General features: G+C 33.5%; 14 protein-coding genes. 6 read left to right on the forward strand and 8 right to left on the reverse strand.

The window, feature by feature from the left end:
• Positions 1-91: 91 nt before the first annotated feature.
• Both IMZ30_RS07075 and IMZ30_RS07080 read left to right on the forward strand, forming a co-directional pair.
• Positions 92-4,363, forward strand: coding sequence for a choice-of-anchor L domain-containing protein (locus IMZ30_RS07075; protein ID WP_207037630.1), 4,272 nt, complete (start codon positions 92-94; stop codon positions 4,361-4,363).
• A gap of 1 nt (position 4,364) precedes the next feature.
• Positions 4,365-5,381 (forward strand): type IX secretion system membrane protein PorP/SprF, encoded by a 1,017-nt coding sequence (locus IMZ30_RS07080; RefSeq protein WP_207037631.1) that lies wholly within the window; start codon positions 4,365-4,367, stop codon positions 5,379-5,381.
• Here the strand turns inward: IMZ30_RS07080 and murI are convergent.
• The 8 genes from murI to IMZ30_RS07120 form a co-directional block, all read right to left on the reverse strand.
• Positions 5,378-6,202: a glutamate racemase gene (gene murI, locus IMZ30_RS07085; protein ID WP_207037632.1), complete on the reverse strand. Its 825-nt coding sequence runs from the start codon at positions 6,200-6,202 to the stop codon at positions 5,378-5,380. The genes IMZ30_RS07080 and murI overlap by 4 nt on opposite strands.
• 54 nt (positions 6,203-6,256) lie before the next feature.
• Positions 6,257-6,775 (reverse strand): OmpH family outer membrane protein, encoded by a 519-nt coding sequence (locus IMZ30_RS07090; RefSeq protein WP_207037633.1) that lies wholly within the window; start codon positions 6,773-6,775, stop codon positions 6,257-6,259.
• A gap of 20 nt (positions 6,776-6,795) precedes the next feature.
• On the reverse strand, positions 6,796-7,611 hold the full coding sequence (locus IMZ30_RS07095; protein WP_207037634.1) for an OmpH family outer membrane protein: 816 nt from the start codon (positions 7,609-7,611) through the stop codon (positions 6,796-6,798).
• A 6-nt stretch (positions 7,612-7,617) separates the two neighbouring features.
• Complete coding sequence (locus IMZ30_RS07100; protein WP_242529643.1) at positions 7,618-10,266, reverse strand: outer membrane protein assembly factor; 2,649 nt, start codon at positions 10,264-10,266, stop codon at positions 7,618-7,620.
• Positions 10,202-10,939, reverse strand: a complete 738-nt coding sequence (locus IMZ30_RS07105; protein ID WP_207037636.1) for an isoprenyl transferase — start codon at positions 10,937-10,939, stop codon at positions 10,202-10,204. The genes IMZ30_RS07100 and IMZ30_RS07105 overlap by 65 nt, the downstream gene beginning before the upstream one ends.
• Positions 10,939-11,649 carry a DUF6089 family protein gene (locus tag IMZ30_RS07110; RefSeq protein WP_242529644.1) on the reverse strand — a complete coding sequence of 237 codons (711 nt, stop codon included), beginning with the start codon at positions 11,647-11,649 and terminating at the stop codon, positions 10,939-10,941. The genes IMZ30_RS07105 and IMZ30_RS07110 overlap by 1 nt, the downstream gene beginning before the upstream one ends.
• Positions 11,650-11,752: 103 nt before the next feature.
• Positions 11,753-12,634 carry an NAD kinase gene (locus tag IMZ30_RS07115; protein ID WP_207037637.1) on the reverse strand — a complete coding sequence of 294 codons (882 nt, stop codon included), beginning with the start codon at positions 12,632-12,634 and terminating at the stop codon, positions 11,753-11,755.
• A gap of 14 nt (positions 12,635-12,648) precedes the next feature.
• Positions 12,649-13,290 (reverse strand): acetoin utilization protein acuB, encoded by a 642-nt coding sequence (locus IMZ30_RS07120; RefSeq protein WP_207037638.1) that lies wholly within the window; start codon positions 13,288-13,290, stop codon positions 12,649-12,651.
• Positions 13,291-13,382: 92 nt separating this feature from the next.
• Between IMZ30_RS07120 and IMZ30_RS07125 the strand changes: the two genes are divergently transcribed.
• The 4 genes from IMZ30_RS07125 to IMZ30_RS07140 all read left to right on the forward strand — a co-directional run bounded on the left by IMZ30_RS07125 (position 13,383) and on the right by IMZ30_RS07140 (position 18,030).
• Positions 13,383-14,096, forward strand: a complete 714-nt coding sequence (locus IMZ30_RS07125) for a pyridoxine 5'-phosphate synthase (RefSeq protein ID WP_207037639.1) — start codon at positions 13,383-13,385, stop codon at positions 14,094-14,096.
• A gap of 8 nt (positions 14,097-14,104) precedes the next feature.
• Positions 14,105-14,872, forward strand: a complete 768-nt coding sequence (locus IMZ30_RS07130; protein WP_207037640.1) for an alpha/beta fold hydrolase — start codon at positions 14,105-14,107, stop codon at positions 14,870-14,872.
• Between the two features lie 361 nt (positions 14,873-15,233).
• Entirely contained in the window at positions 15,234-16,484 is a 1,251-nt protein-coding gene (locus tag IMZ30_RS07135; protein WP_207037641.1) for an OmpP1/FadL family transporter, read from the forward strand.
• 13 nt (positions 16,485-16,497) lie between these two features.
• On the forward strand, positions 16,498-18,030 hold the full coding sequence (locus tag IMZ30_RS07140) for an SGNH/GDSL hydrolase family protein (RefSeq protein WP_207037642.1): 1,533 nt from the start codon (positions 16,498-16,500) through the stop codon (positions 18,028-18,030).
• Positions 18,031-18,083 lie beyond the last annotated feature (53 nt).

Consider the following 18,083-nt stretch of genomic DNA (forward strand, 5'->3'; position numbering starts at 1 on the left):
ACAGTGTAATTTTAACATAATGAAACGTTTTTACACTTTACTATTATTTTCGATAATATCTGTAAATTTCTCGTTCAGTCAAAACTTTAACATGACAGATGGGCAAACAGTAAATACAGATACCGGAAATTTTTATGATCCAGATGGCCCAAATAACCCTACAAGCTCTGGGGAATTTGTATACACGATTTGTCCTCAGACTACTGATCTTTTACTCGTAGTTGAATTTGTAGAATTTTTGACAGGTCCTGGTGAATTAGAAATTTATGATGGAGCAGATACGTCTGCTAATTTATTGTTTACTTTTTCTGGAGCAATAGACGGTAATGATGGGCCAGAGACAGGTCAATTAATCACAGCTTCAGATAGCAATAATTCAGGATGTCTGACCTTTAGGTTTTCAGGTGGTGTTCCTAATAATGCTTTTACAGGTTGGAATGCGGCTATTAGTGTTCGCGAACCATGCCAAACTTATTCCACTACAGGTACAGGTATAGAAACCGATATACCGATTAATGAAGTTGGTTATGGTCAAGTTGTTACTTTTTCAGCTGATGTAATACCATCTTCAGGTGTTTATTCAGATTTAGAATATTTTTGGAGTTTTGGTGATGGTAACTCAGATACAGGGCAATCTGTACAACATGCGTTTCAAAACAGTACAGCTAATCAAGTTACTTTAACAGTCACAGACCAATATGGTTGTAGCGCTTCTTTCGCCATAGAAATTACACCAATTGTTAGATTTATTGAGGTTGAAGCTAATACACCTTACAATATTAACCGCGAAGATGAAGACGGAAATCCTGAAACCATAACTATTAACAACGTTGATGATTTAGTAATTGACGTACTAGTCGATAACGATTGTGCTAATGTGTCTAACATAAATTTTACAGGAAATCCAAATGCGCCTAGTATTGGTTATTTTGATAACAATAATTCAGAATTCCCGATAGAAAGTGGAATTGTGTTTAATAATGGTAATATTAATAATGTTGAAGGTCCCAATCAGGGCATACAAAGTGACGGTGGTTGGAATAATACAGTTAATTCAGAGCCAGAGTTAAGTGCCTTTATACCTTCTATTTCTGGTTCGTCAAATGACGAATCTGTACTTACTTTCGATTTTGAAGCGGTATCTGAAACTTTGAGTTTTGACTTTATTTTTGCCTCTGAAGAATATGAAAACTATCAGTGTAATGATACTTTTGCTGATGCTTTTGTGTTTATATTAACCGACCAAAATGGAAACCAAGAAAATTTAGCCTTGGTACCAGGTACCACAGACCCAATTTCTGTAACTACGGTGTCACCAGGTACACAAACAGGTTGCAGTCCTGTTAATGCTGATTTTTTTGGAGAAGAATATTATGGTGCTGTTGCTCCAGTTGCGCCCATCGAATATCAAGGGCGTACCGCTGTTTTAACAGCCTCTACCAACATTAATCCAGGTGAGGTTTATAATATTAAAATGATAATTGCCGATCGTGGTGATAGTGCCTTTGATTCTGCTATTTTTCTATCAGCTGGTTCTTTTGATTTTGGGACCGTCGATTTAGGTAATGATATTTTAGTAGAAAATGAAAATACACTCTGTGTAGGTCAAGAAATCACATTAAATACAGGTTTAGAACTTTTTCAAGGCGCGACTGTAGAATGGTTTAAAGATGGCGTTTTAATACCTGGAGAAACAGACATCACTCTTGACGTAGATGATGAAGGAATTTATACAGTGGTTTACACTTATTCTACAGGTTGCACGACTGAAGATACTATTATTGTAGAGTTTCTGCCAACGCCTATCACTGAAAGTCTTCTGCCAGACCCTTTATTTGCTTGTGAAGGAAGTACATTTAATCTTCGTTTAAATGATGATAATTTAATTGATGATACTCAAGATTTAAACGATTTTCAAATCTCCTATTTTAGAAATTCTGAAGATGCCGAAAATGATGTTAATAGAATAGTTAACCCAACAACTTATTCGTTTCAAGGAACTACAGAAACAATTTTTGTAAGAATTGAAGGTTTTGCGAATAATCAATTAACCGGCTGTTTTGAAGTTACTGAATTTCAAATCACCTATCAAGATGTTGAAATTTCTCAAGATTTATCTACATTAAGACAGTGTAGTGATTATTCGTCTAATGAAGTAAATTTTGATTTAACTCAAGTTGAATCTGAGGCTTTAAATGGTCAAGATCCTAATAATTTTGATTTTACTTATTATTTAACCGAAGATCATGCTAATAATTCAGTTAATGAAATCCCTCTGTCAGAAGTTGAGAATTATCTAGCTTCATCAGGTACAGAAATTTTTGTTCGTGCCGATAACCCAAGTACTACGGGTTGTTTTGCTATAGGAAGTTTTATTTTAATAATTGATAATGTCAGAATCGGTGATTTAACATTAACAGAAAGTATTTCAGAGTGCCAGAATGTTGATACACAACAAACTGTTTTTGATCTTACACCTAAGACAGATGTGGCATTAGACGGTCAAGATTCTTTAGATTTTACAGTAAATTATTTTGAAAATGAACAAGATGCACTTCAAAATAATCTTGATAATATCATTGAAAACCCATCTGAGTATATCTTAAATTCTTTAGGACAGCAAGTGATTTACGTAACAGTAACTAATAATGAAAATCCTAACTGTTTTGAAGTCTCAAATTTTATTATTGAAGCCTTTGAAACACCTCTTATAGAACAATTGCAAAACTTCGAAGCTTGTGGCGATTTTACTTTAACTCAAACTTTTGATTTAACTCAAAATACGACTTTAGCAATCGGCAATCAAACAGGGAATTATAATGTGAGTTATTACTTGACAGAGGCTGAAGCTAATTCAGGTACAAACTCTTTAACTAGTCAAGGTGAAGATATTAGCAATTATGCTCCCATTAACGAGTCACAAACCATTTACATAAGAATTGAAAATTCTGATTTTACTGAATGTTATAGTGCTGGAAGTTTTGAAATCGACTTAAACAATGTCGAAGTTTCATCAGTTCAAGATTTAGAAAGTTGTATAGACCCAGTTACTGGCGTAGCTGAATTTGATTTAATCCAAAATACAGGATTAGCATTCGGTGAAGATCAAGATGAAACGACACATGCAGTACGTTATTTAGATGCTTCTAATAATGAGATAAGCAACCCTGAAGCTTATGAAGTTTCTAGTTCAGCAACGATAACAGTAGAAGTAACCAACCAAAACGACCAAAGCTGTACAGCTACTGAAACATTTAATTTAAGCATTACACCACAGCCAGAAGTAACACCAGCAAGTGTTTTAGAGGTTTGTATAAATTATGAAGATGGCGGAGATAACACGATAGATTTAACAATAAAAGACTCAGAAATTAATAGCTTAGCTACAGGTGATATTGTTGAATATTATGTATCTCAAACAGCTTATGAAAACGATAATGCAATAGCAACTCCAGAAAGCTTCAACTTAGCAGAAAACCAAACAGAGATTTATGCAGCTGTACTTAATTCGGTATCAGGATGTCGTTCAGAAGTAACATCATTTAATATAGAAAATGTAATACCACTGGTTGATATTTCAGGCTATGAAGGTCAAAGTGTTTGTATAGATGAGAATGGTGACTTGGTAAACACAGCCACTTCACCACCAATTATAGAGACTGGATTGTCAGCAACAAATTACGATTTTGTATGGTTGTTAGATGGTGTAGAAATTGTAGGGGAGACATCGCCAAGTATTACGGCAACAGAAGCAGGCGTATATACAGTAGAGGTAACGAATGCTTTAGCGCAACAAATTACCAGCTGTGTAAATACGTCATCAGCAGAAATTATAGAAAGTGGTCAAATAGATTTTGAATTAGCGATTTTAACTGATAGTTTTCAAAACAATGAACACGGAATAGGTGTAACAATTACGGAAGTTGGATTAGGAGATTACGAATTTAGGTTAGATTATGGAGAATGGGTTGACTTAGAAGAAGGACAAACAGAGCTTATATTTAGTGATGTTCCAGGCGGCATGCATGTAATTACGGCCCGAGATAAAAATGGTTGTGGAGAAGTCTCCAAAGAAATCACACTAATAGATTATCCAGAGTTTTTCACACCCAATGCAGACGGATATAATGATAATTGGCAGTTGAACAACACAACAATGACAAATTTAGATGTTAGCGAGGTTAATATATTTGATCGTTATGGCAAGCACTTGTATAAATTAACACCAGATCAAGCCGGTTGGGATGGTACTTATCAAGGCGAAGTTTTACCATCAGACGATTATTGGTTCACGATAGATTATATAGAACCGCGCACAGGAGAAAAAACAATATTTAAATCACACTTTACTTTAAAACGATAAAATGACAATAACTAGATTAACATTTGTTTTATTTGCAGTTTTTTCTGCTTTTGCTGTTACAGCACAAGAAAGAGGAATACCAGTTTATAAAGATTATTTAATGGATAATTATTACTTGATTCATCCATCTATGGCTGGTACATCAGCATACAATAAAGCAAGAATTACTGCTCGCCAACAATGGTTTGATGTAGAAGATGCCCCAAGTTTACAAACAGCTAGTATAAATGCACGTTTCGGCGAAAATGTTGGCTTAGGAGCGATTTTATATAATGATTCTAATGGGCGCTTTTCTCAACAAGGTGGTTACTTGACATTTGCCTACCATTTGCTTTTTTCAAGAAGTACGGCAGATATTAATCAACTTTCATTCGGAATGAATGTTGGCATAAGTCAAGAAAAGCTAGATGAAACCGATATTAATATTATTGATAATCCTGATCCTATTATTTCTGGAGTAGAGCAGACCGATAATTATTTTAATATGGATTTTGGTTTGTCTTACTTTTATTTGAATTATTTTGTTCATGCAACAGTTAAAAATATAATTCCTCAAAAACGACAAATTTTCACAGAACTATTTGAAACTGATAATCAACGCCAGTACTTAGTTTCTCTAGGTTATACTTATGAGCCAGAATTATCTAATTGGGTGTTTGAACCATCTGTGATGTACCAAAATAAAGAAGCTACAGGAGAATCTAATTTAGATATTAATGCAAAAGCTTATTACTTAACATCATTTGGTAATCTTTGGGGCGGTTTGTCTTACAGAAGAAGTTTAGATGCTGCTGAATTTTCTTCTGCTACTGGGGAAATAGAAACAGCTGAGAATCTTCAAAACTTATCACCATTCCTTGGGGTTAATTATGGTAAGTTTGTTTTTGCTTATATGTACACCTATCAAACTAACTCTATTGTTTTGTCTAATTCAGGATTTCATCAAATTACTTTAGGGTATAACTTTGGAGAAAACAGAAGACGTTATAAGTGTAAGTGTCCTGCCGTTAATTACTAAAATTCAAAAAAATTAATATTTACTCGCACCTCTTCATTTTTGAAGAGGTTTTTTATGACGTTTTGGTTAGGTTTATTCGTATAAATGTCTATGTTTTGTTGAATTGAATTAAAACTAACTAAGCCTGAACTCTCTAGTATCTTTTTGGTTTGTTTCGCAACTGCAAACCCAGAATCAATAATTTTAACTTTAGGGAGTAGATTTTCTAAAATTGGTTTGATGTATGGATAATGAGTGCAGCCAAGTACAAGATAATCTATTTGCGAATTTTTAAATAGTTTAACTTGTCTTTTTAGTCTGGTTTTGAAACTTTCAGATGAAGTTTCTCCATTTTCAACAGCTTCTACAATATGTTTGCCTTCTACTTCAATTAAATTGATTTCATTTTTTAAGGTTTTAGACGTTTTTTCAAACAATTCACTCGATAATGTTCCTTTAGTTGCTAAAACTCCAATATACTTAGTTCTAGATTGAAGTGCTGCAGGTTTAATGGCTGGTTCAATTCCTATAAATGGCACCGCATAAGACTTTCTTAAATCTTCAATAGCATTCGTTGTAGCTGTATTGCAAGCTACAACAACTAGCTTAGCATTAAACTTTTCGATAAGCAGTTGAGTGTTTTTATGGCTAAGCTTTATAATTTCAGCTTTAGTTTTTTCTCCGTATGGCGCGTTAATGCTGTCTGATAAATAAATAAAGTCTTCTTGCGGTAGCATTTTAACTAATTCTTTTAAAATGGATGTGCCGCCTACACCTGAATCAAATACACCAATAGGTTGTTTAGAAAACTTGTTCACTTTTAAATATTGAAATGTAAACATAAAAAAAAGGCTGTAGATAACAGCCTTTTTTAAAGTATTAGGATGTGATATATGTTATTTTGTTGCTTTAATTTCAGCAATTACATCATCTAATAAATCATAGCCATCAGCCATTAAAACACCAGATCCAGTTGAAGAATTTAAAACGTAATCAAAGCCTTTTGCGCGGGCTACTTTTTGAATGGTGTTTCTTGCTTTTTCTAAAATAGGTCTAAATAATTCTTCTTGCTTTTTCTGAATTTCTTGGCTAGCTGTTTGTTGATACTCGCGAATAGATTGTTCCATTTCTTGAAGTTCCATAGCTCTTTTTTCGTTTTCTTCACGAGTTACAGTTTCAGCTTCTGCTTGATATTGTTGGTTTTTTTTCTGTGCTTCTTTTAAAGAAGCATCAATATCACTTCGGTAGCCCTGCTCAAGCTTTTGAATTTGCATTTGAGCTTCTTTATAACTAGGCATGTTATCTAGCAATTCTTGAACGTTAATATGAGCTGTTTTAGACTGCGCATTTGCGTTTGTTGCTATTAATCCTAAGATTAAGGTTAAGCCGATGAATAATGTTTTAATTGTGTTCATTTGTTTAAAATTTAGTTTATTTAGTTATTGTTTTCTCTTGCTTTGTTTATAGAATCTCTTTTTCGTTTTTGTTCAGCACGTCTTTTTAGTATCTTTTGTCGTCTTTCTTCAAACTTTTTCTCTCGTGCTTCTTTTATTGAGTCAAATTTTCGTTGTCTTTCTTCCATCAAACGCTCACGTTCAGACTTTCGCTCTTCAATCTTTGCTTTTCGATCAGCAGCCTCTTTTTGATCATTTTCAGCTTTCTTGACTGATTTATAAGGTTTCATGTCTTTTAATACTTCTTCAGTATTTTGGTTTCCTCGCGCCTCAATTTGAATCATTCTTAAAACAATATCACTTAGATCATGACGTTTCGCTGAAAATAACATTAATGCGTCAGCTGAATTTTCAAAGATAAAATCATAACTCCTATTTAAACCAATGTCTTGAATTGCATTAAATACTTGATCTTGTATGGGTTGTATTAATTGGCGCTTTTGTGTAATATAATCGCCTTCAACTCCAAATTTGCTATTTTTATAAGCTAATAGTTCTTCTTCAAGGAATTTAATTTCATCTTCTTTTTCTTCTATTAATTCATCAGTTAAAAGTGGTTTCTCGGCTTTTAATTGATCCTTTAAGTCTTCAATTTGCTGGCGTTTCTGTTCAATTTCAGTTTTCCATTGTTGCACTCTTTGATTTAAACGGTTTTGTGATTGTCTATATTCAGGAACTTGTTCTAGAATATAATCCATATCTACGTAACCAATTTTATTTGCGCGCTGGGCTTTTAAATTTAGACCCATCAGCACAAGTACAATAGTCAAATATAAATATCTATTAGTAAAAATCATGCCAAATTAAAATTGCTGTCCTATAATAAAGTGAGTTTCCCATCCATTGGCACCACTATTAGTGCCAGGAATAGGGTCAAACCCATAACCAAAGTCAATACCTAGCAGTCCAAATGCTGGCATAAAGATTCTCAATCCTGCACCAGCCGAGCGTGTAAGTTCGAATGGTGAAAAATTCTCAAATTTATCGTAAGTTGCACCACCTTCTAAAAATGTTAGTGCATAAATTGATGCCGAAGGTTTAAGTGTTATTGGGTACCTTAATTCAAGCGTATACTTGTTATATATTGTTGCACCGTCATTAAATGATTCTTCACTAGTGTTTGTTCGAGATTGAGGTATGATAGACTGGTTTGGGTAACCTCTTAAGGCTACGATTTCACGACCATCAAGTGCAAATCCTGCAAGACCATCACCACCTAAAAAGAAGCGCTCAAATGGTGGGATTCCACGATCATTGTTATAAGCGCCCAAGAAACCAAATTCAAATTTAGTCCTTAAAACAAGCTTATCTACAAGTCTGTTATACCAATCTGCAGAAAAGTTAACTTTGTAAAATTCAAGCCAGTTGAAGCGTTGCTGATCAATTTCAGCAAGTGCGTCTGAATCATTTTCAGCTAATGCGATTTCTCGATCTTCTTTTAATTGTTCATAATCTACATTATTAAACGCAGAGTATGGAGGTGTAAACTTAAATGTTAGATTAAATTTAGAGCCACCAAGTGGAAAAATTGGATTTACAAATGTATTATCTCGACTTAGGCCAAGAGTAAATGTCAAGTTTTCTGAAGTTCCATTAGGGAAATTAAATAGGCCAATATTATAATTGTTCAAATTAAAGTGCTGGAATCCCGCAGCAGCTGACACCGTAAAATATTGATCAGGTTCACGTAAACGTTTTGCAAAGCCTACGTTAATACCAGTAATTGAGAAGCTTTGATCATTATCAGCCCTTCTTGTAATAGGGTTAAATAGAAATTGAATGGTGTGTGATAGAGAAACTGAAAGTTGAACAGGACGTTTACCACCTAACCAAGGTTCTACAAATGAAAGGCTGTAATTTTGAAATGAAATACTTGCTTGAGCTCTTAATGATAGCGATTGGCCATCTCCCATTGGTATTGGGTCGTAAGCTTCTTTATTGAAAATATTTCTTAAAGAAAAGTTATTAAATCGTAATCCTAATGTACCAATAAAGCCGCCGCCGCCGTATCCACCTTGTAACTCAATCTGGCTACTGCCTTGTTCTTCTACAACATATTCAAGGTCTAGTGTTCCCGATTGTGGGTTCACGTTTTTAAATTCAGGTTGAAGGTTTTCAGGATTAAAAAAACCAAGCTGACCTAGTTCACGAACCGTATTAACCACATCTTGTTTGCTGTAAACTTGACCAGGACGTGTACGTAGATTTCTATAAATAACATTGTCATTAGTTTTGTCGTTACCTTTAACATAGATGTTATTAAAATAGGCCAGTTTGCCTTCATTTATTCTAATTTCAAAATCGATGGTATCATTATAAATTCTTGTTTCTACTGGTGTTATAGTAGAAAACAAATAACCATTGTTTTGGTATAAGTTAGTAATGTCTTCAGCGTCTGGTTTTTCAGTATTAGCAATTTTTTGTTGTAAAATCGTACCATTGTAAGGATCACCCTTTTTAATAGCTAACAGTTGTTTAAGTTGTTTACTTGTATAAACACTATTGCCAAGAAAATTGATGTCACCAAAATAGTATCGATCACCTTCTTTTAATTTTATATCAACAGCAATGGTATTATTGCTTGTTTTGTAGACAGAGTCTGAAATTATGCGTGCATCTCGAAACCCTTTTTCTTTATAATGCTTAATAATTTCTTCCTTACTGGTTTTGTATTCTTCTTCTAAAAACTTTGAGCGTTTCCAAATACGTAAGAAATTTTTTTGTTTAACCTTAGATATTTTTCTAAGCTTTCGGTCTGAAACTTTTTCATTCCCGATAAAGTTGATGCTACTTACTTTTACTTTTTCACCTTTATTAATATTAATTAGCATGTTTAATTTGCTTTCTTGGCTTAAGGTGTCTTCAATAGCAGAAGTAGTAATTGTAGCTTTAGCGTTTAAATAGCCTTTTTCACGATATTTTTTTTCAATATTGTTTTTTGTATTTACAATAAAATTGTCTGTAAGTTTTGTGCCAGGATTTATGCTATTATCTTTAATGATGTCTTTACGCTTACGTTCCTTAATGCCCCTAATTTTAACCGTTTCAAGTTTAGGGACTTCAACAATTTCGAGTTCTAAGAAAGCTTTACCATCTTCGACTTTTGTGAGATAGAAATTAATATCGCTAAATAAACCTAAATCCCAAAGTTTTTTTAAGACTTTACTTATTCTTTCGCCAGGAATATACAGCTCTTCGCCAACGCTTAAGCCAGTAAATGCAATAACTGTACTCTCATTGTAGCTTGTACTTCCTGTTACCTCAATACCGCCTAAAATATATTTTTCGGCATCTGTTATGGGTAAGTCTTGTGCAGTAGAATTTAGAGTAAACAGGAAACTAAAGCTTAGTATGAGACCTGAAACAATCTTCTTTGCGCTTAAGGTGTTAAAGTTGTTCACTTGTTTTTCCAAATCGTCTTTCTCTTTTTTGATAGGTGTATATAGCTTCAAATAAATCATTTTTATCAAAATCTGGCCAAAGAATTGGCGTAAAATAAAATTCTGCGTAAGCCATTTGCCAAAGTAAAAAATTACTAATACGCTGTTCGCCGCTTGTTCTAATCATTAAATCTACGTCAGGTAAACTTTCTGTGTATAAATGTTGGTTGACTGTTTCTTCGGTGATTTGATTTATTTCTAGTTGTTCGTGTTTTGCTTTTGTAGCAATTGTTTTTACAGCTTGAATCAATTCTTCTCTAGCACCATAGCTTAAGGCTAAGGTAAGTGTCATGTGGGTATTATTTGCTGTTTTAACAATAACTTCTTTTAGTTCAGTTTGTGCTTTTTCTGGTAGGTTGTTTATACAGCCTATCGCTTTAAGGCAGATGTTATTGTCTTGTAAAGTTTTAATTTCTTTTCTTAATGAACTCACCAAGAGCTTCATTAAAGTTTGAACTTCTAATTTAGGTCTGTTCCAGTTTTCAGTAGAAAAGGCATAAACGGTTAAATGTTTGATACCTATTTCAGCACATGCTTCAACAATTTTTCTCACGGCTTTACTACCTTTTTTATGACCTGCAACTCTAAGTAAGCCTTGTTTTTTTGCCCAACGACCATTACCGTCCATAATAATGGCGATATGTTTTGGGAGTTGATCAGGGTTTATGTGAGTTTTATAATCCATTAAAAATTACAATAGCATGGTTTACGACCAAATGCATAGGTTAATGTTAAACCTCCAAATATATACCAATCATTCATATTTTGGTTGCCAAAATTGACAGATTCATCTATATTTTTAAATTCATCGGGATTACTACCATCAAGGTTGTCACTAAATGCGTAACGTGCACCAAATTCAGCTGCTATAACAACTTTGTTTGTTACAGCAACTTTAACACCAACAATCATTGGTAAGGAGAAGTTATAGTTTTTATCTTGTTTAATTAAAGTATTGTCTGGCGTGTTTTGTATGAAATGATCTGTAATAAAAAAGTTTAATCCACTTGATATGTAAGGAACTATTTGAGGTCTTTTCAAGCTATGTAAATCCCATTCCCAAAAATTAAACTCTAGACCTAATGCAAATTCATCAATTTCAGTATCGAATGATAATCCTCTTCTACGCCGGCCAATATTGTCAGATAATTTATCTCTACCGAAGGTTTGGTGCTTAATATAAGTGAATCTAAAAGCATGACGTGTGCTTCGATTCCACTTAAAAATTACACCAGCTGAAACTTTATCAAAAGAAGCATAATCCTTAGGTTTGATAAATGAACTTGAACCTACATCACCTACAAAGTTAGTACCACCTAACACTAAACCAGCTTCATAGGTTTGAGCACTAAGGCTGATGTAAAAAAACATAAATGCTATGACTATAAGTCTCAATCGTATGAATTTTAAAAGTTTGCAAATATAAAAATATTGTACAGCCATGTACAGCTTTTTATAAATTTGTAATTTAAAACAAGTTTTAGTCGATTTTATTGCTTCAATTTCGATTATCTTCTCCCCAAAGTAATTTTTTTCTTAAGGTTGCAATAAAACTATCGGAGTTTTGGGTAACCAAACCAATTTTAAAATTAGCTTTTTTGAGTTTGATGCTAACATCTTTGCTAAAGGTTTCTATACGTGAATCTAAAGAAATTAAGTAATTATCTTCTCGACCAGATACTTTTAGTGTAATTTCTGTATCATCAGGAATTAATAAAGGTCTTGCGTTTAAATTATGTGGAGCTATTGGCGTGATAACAAAACTCTGGGTTTGTGGAGAAATAATTGGGCCACCACAACTTAAGGAATAACCCGTTGAGCCGGTTGGCGTTGAAATGATAATTCCGTCTGACCAATAAGCATTTAAATATTCATCATTTAGCCAAACTTCAATAGTGATCATAGAAGTTGTATCTTTTCGGCTAATGGCAACTTCATTTAAGGCGAAATTGAAAGGTTTTAAACTTTGATCTCCATTTGAAGTTTCTATGTTTAATAAACTTCGTTTAGATAATTTGAAGTTTCCGTCCAAAATCTCCTGAATGCTCGATTTAATTTCATCATCATGAATGGTCGCTAAAAAGCCTAATCTTCCTGTGTTAATTCCAATAATAGGAATCTCTAAATTTTTTACAAAACTAGCGGCACTTAAAATAGTGCCGTCTCCGCCAATACTAAAAAAATAGTTGTAAGTAGTATCAAGGCTAGTAAATGTGTTGTAAGCCTCAGTTTTGTTTATAAAGCCTTTATTTGTAATCAGTTTAAGATAATTCTCTTCAAAATAAAACTCGGTTTGGTTAGCCTTTAATACACTAAGTAATTGATTCAAGTATTTCTCAGTTTCTGGATAATACGATTGACCAAAAATTCCAACCTTCATGGGCTTAAATTAATTTATATGTTTAAAAATTTGGTTAAGTAGTTAGACCTATCTTTCAAGCTATCTGAATAAGCATCATCTTCATGCTTACTTAAAATTTCATAATCATAACGCCTCAAGGTTTGTAAAATTTCGTTGAGGCCTTGGTGCTTCAGTTTAATTAAAAACTCAATTGTGTTATTATTAATTTCGCAAGTAAACATGCCCAATATTTGTGCGTTTAAACTTTCTAAAATTTGACTTATTTCTGCATATGAAAAATCAGCAGTCGATTTTTTTAATAATAAAGAATCAGTTTCATGGCTTACAAACTCTGTTTCATTAAACAAATCAAGTATGGCTTCAAATTCAAGACTACCAATCAGTAAATTTTTATCATCAACAACTGGTAAAATGTTAGATTCATGCTTTAAAAATAAACTAAAAACATCTAGTAATGTGTGGTATTCAGAAGCAAAAAAATATTCAGCATAAAGCGGTAAGTCTTTTGCTAAACGCTTTGGTGTAGAAAGTTTTAAATCTTCAGCCTGCATAAGGCCTTTAAAATAATTTCCTTCTGTAATAATAGCATGAGAAAACTTTACCTCAAAATTTTTAGGTAGGTTTGAAAGGTCAATGATTCCGGGATTTTGATTAACAACTGAAAACCAATTCATAATCTTTTACATTTATTTGCAAAATACATAATTTAGTCTGTCTATATCCTATAATTGATTGTATTTTTGCTTTTGTTACAAATTACCATAAAATGACAAAACTAAGCGTTAATATTAACAAAATAGCAACTTTAAGGAATGCTCGCGGCGGCAATATGCCCAACGTCTTAGAGGCTGCAAGGCGAATTGAAGGCTTCGGTGCTAATGGAATTACAGTACATCCAAGACCTGATGAACGACATATTACTTACCAAGATGTGCGCGATTTGGCTCCGAGTGTATCTACAGAATTTAATATTGAAGGTAATCCTAACCCAAAATTTATCGATTTGGTGTTACATAATAAACCAACCCAAGTAACTTTGGTGCCAGATGCAGTAGATGCCATCACTTCAAACGCAGGTTGGGATACCATTAAAAATCAAGATTACCTTCGTAAAATAATCGATATATTTAAAGCAGAAGGCATTAGAACTTCTATTTTTGTTGATCCTAATACTGAAATGGTAAAAGCTGCCAAGCAAACCGGTGTTGATAGAATAGAATTGTATACTGAAGCTTTCGCACAAAATTATCCAGTTAACCAAACGGAAGCCATACAGCCTTATGTTGATTGTGCTAATCTTGCTCAATCACAAAATTTAGGAATAAATGCAGGTCACGATTTGTCATTAGAAAATATTAGTTACTTTAAAAATTGTATCCCATTTTTAGATGAAGTTTCAATAGGTCATGCCTTAATTTCAGAGGCTTTATATTTAGGTTTAGAAACGGTTGTTAAGCGTTATTTAAAAGCATTAAAATAGTTAATAATATGAAGTTATACGCAAATGTGTTTGGTCAAGGCAAACCTTTATTGATATTACACGGTTTTTTAGGCATGGGCGATAACTGGAAAACCTTAGGTAAGCAATATGAAGATTTAGGTTTTCAAGTTCATTTAATCGATCAGCGTAATCATGGCCGAAGTCCACATTCAGATGAGTTTTCATATGAATTAATGGTTAATGATTTGCACGAATATATTGTTGAAAATCATTTTGAAAGCGTTAATTTAATTGGTCATTCAATGGGTGGTAAGACCGTCATGGCTTTTGCTTGCGAATATCCAGATTTGGTTAATAAGCTTATTGTTGTTGATATTGCGCCTAAATATTATGCGCCACACCACCAAGAAATTTTAGAAGGTCTTACAGCAATAAAAAACGCAAATTTTAAAAGTCGTAGTGATGCGGATAATTTACTTTCAAACTATATAAATCATAAAGGAATTCGTCAGTTTTTATTAAAAAATCTATATCGTAAAGATAAAAACACTTATGGTTTACGTATTAACCTTAAATCTCTCAAAAATAATATCAACGAAATAGGTAAAGCATTAGAGCCTGAACAAATATTTGAAGGAGAAACCTTGTTCATTAACGGAAAAACTTCAGATTATATTACAGATGAAGACACTAATTTAATTCACAATCATTTTCCGCAAGCTAGGATTAAAGGAATTGAAAACGCTGGGCACTGGGTGCATGCTGAACAAAGAGAAGCTTTTTTTGAGGTGACCAAAGCTTTTTTAAATAATTAATATAGATCAAAATTTTTGAAGTTAACATCCTTTATAAAATGAAAATAAGACTTCTTCTGGTTTCTACAATCATTTTCAACAACACCAAACTGACAAAGCGAAATTTGTTTTAAACGATATTTACGACATCTTAAGAAAATAAAACCTTAATTACTAAACTTACTTAATTATATTCAATTAATTCGGTTGTACGCTAAATATCAACGATGCAAAGGAATTAACAATTTATTGATAATTAGTTGTTTAATACAACAATGCTTATTATGCTAACATAATAAATTTAATTTTTTGTTGTGAAATTGTGAATTAATGGTAAATTTGGATAACAAATTAATATAAACAAACTGTAAATTTTTTGAATATGAAAAAAATCTTACTCTTAACTGGCTTACTATTATGTTCGGCTAGTATTTACGCTGGCGGTTATCGGGTCGCTGCTCAAGGACAACGTGCTCTAGCCATGGGTCATGCAGGTGTGGCAGTTGTTAATAGTGCTGAAACAGCCTTTTTTAACCCTTCTGGAATTGTTTTATTAGAAGATAAAATAAATGTCTCTGCGGGTATTACAGGCGTTTTTTCAAATGTACAATGGCAAAACCAATCGACTGGTCAATTTGCTGAAACAGACAACCCAATGGGAACGCCGTTTTATTTTTATGCGACTTACAAGATTAACGAATGGCTTGCTGCAGGTGTAAGTGTTTACACACCTTACGGTAGTACAGTTGAATGGGAAAAAGATTGGGCAGGTTCTCACTTAGTTAATAATATTGATTTGGCTGCTATTTATGTACAACCTTTATTATCTATTAAACTTTCTGATGTTTTCACAGTTGGCGGTGGACCAATTTTTGTAACAGGAAATGTAGAATTTAACCGAAATATCAATAGAACTTTAACTGATGAAATGGGTGATCGCTCAAATGTTACAGTTGAAGATTCTGGTGTAACAAATTGGGGATGGAGTGCAAGTTTTACACTTACGCCGGTTGAAGATTTAAGAATAGGTTTTAACTACCGTTCTGAAATTATTTTAGATGCAGAAGATGGTGATGCAACATTTGCAAATGTGCCAAACTCAGCATTAGTACCAGCCCAAAATGGGGCAACGACATTTAATGCTTCTTTGCCAATGCCTGCAGAAATGACATTAGGTGCTGCTTGGCAAATGAATGAAAAGTGGCTATTTGCATTTGACTATAATCGAACTTATTGGGAAGTTTACAATGCATTAGACTTACAATTCGGAAACGGTTCAGAGTCACTCAATCCTAGAAATTATAAAAATGCTTCAATTTATCGTTTTGGTGCTGAATATGTGGCTTCTTCAGATTTTACATTAAGAGCTGGTTATTACTACGATGAAACACCAGTGAGACCAACTTACTTTGCACCAGAAACGCCAAGAAACGATTCGCAAGGTTATACAGCTGGACTGTCTTATCAAGTTAATGATAAATTAGCAATTGATGCTTCTTTTCTTTACTTAAGGTTTAAGGAAGTTGATGCCTCTTACGATTATTATCAAGAAAACGGTCAAAATGTGCCATTCGAAGGAACTTATAAATCGAATGCATTTTTGCCAGGTATTGGTGTAACATATAAACTATAAAAAAGAGACAACTATGAAAAATTACATAAAATATATCGGTATTTCAGCATGTGCAGCTTTGATGTCTTGCGAACCTGAATTTGATAACTCTATTGCAGATAATGAAGTATATAGAAACGGTGAAGCCGATTTTACAAATTTTGTGAGCGTTGGTAATTCACTGACAGCTGGTTATGCTGATAATGCTCTTTATGTTCAAGGGCAAGAGAATTCTTTTCCTAATATTTTGGCTCAGCAATTTGAGCTTGTAGGTGGCGGTGAGTTTATACAACCTTTAATGGCTGATAATTTAGGTGGTCTAAAATTTAACGGACAAATTATTTCGGGTAATCGTTTGGTGTTAACTGCACTTTCAGGCAGTCCCGCTCCAGCGCCAATTGCTGGTGAACCAAGTACTGAAGTAACTAATAAACTTTCTGGCCCAATTAATAATATGGGTGTGCCTGGTGCTAAGTCTTATCATTTAGTTGCTGAAGGTTATGGAAGTACTGCTGGTGTTCCTTTAGGAGAATCTAACCCTTATTTTGCACGCTTTTCTTCATCTGATAATGCCACAGTTTTGGGTGATGCAGTTGCTCAAAACCCAAGTTTCTTTTCATTATGGATTGGAAATAATGACATTCTTGGTTTTGCGACTTCAGGTGGTGTTGGTGTTAATCAGTTAGGCAATTTAGATCCTTCAACTTATGGTTCTAATGATATTACAGATCCAAATGTATTTGCTTCAGTTTATAGTCAATTAATAGATGGGCTATCTGCAAATGCTTCTGGCGGTGTTGTTTTTAATATACCAGATGTAACCAACATTCCATTTTTTACAACTGTTCCTGTTAACGCTATACCTTTAGATCAGGCAACAGCAGACCTTTTAAACTCGCAATTTGTAGCTTATAATAACCAAATTTTACCTGGTTTAGCTCAAATGGGTGTAATATCAGTTCAGGAAGCACAGCAGCGTCAAGTCAATTTTGTTGCTGGACAAAATTTTGTGACGATTCAAGATGAAAATTTAACTGATATTTCTTCAATACTCCAAGGACCACCATTTAATCTTGATGCACAAACTGCTGCTACTTTAGGTCAAGTGAGACAAGCTACTGAAGATGATTTAATTCCGTTAACAGCTTCTTCAATTTTAGGAACAACAGTCAATAATAATCCAACCTTAATTAATGGTGTTTCAGTTCCATTAGGAGATCAATATGTATTAACAGTTGCTGAGCAAGAAATGGTTTCTGAAGCTCAACAAGCATATAACTCAACAATTGAGGCACTTGCAGAAGCTAATAACTTAGCTTTTGTAGATGTAGATCAAGTTCTTGTTGAAGTATCTAACGGAATTGGATTTGATGGTGGTGTATTAACTTCAGATTTTGTGACTGGTGGTGCTTTTTCGCTAGATGGTGTTCATCTTACATCGCGTGGTTATGCTTATGTTGCCAATCAGGCTATTATGGCTATCAATGCACAATATGGCTCTACTTTACCAATGGTAAATATTGGCGATTACGGCACGGTTAATCTTAGTGACAATATAGCTCAGTAAAACACGAATTATATTTTTTAAATCGTCTCAAATTTTATTTTGGGACGGTTTTT

The sequence above is a fragment of the Psychroflexus sp. ALD_RP9 genome, from assembly GCF_017311165.1.
In the GTDB taxonomy this organism is placed as follows: Bacteria; Bacteroidota; Bacteroidia; order Flavobacteriales; family Flavobacteriaceae; genus Psychroflexus.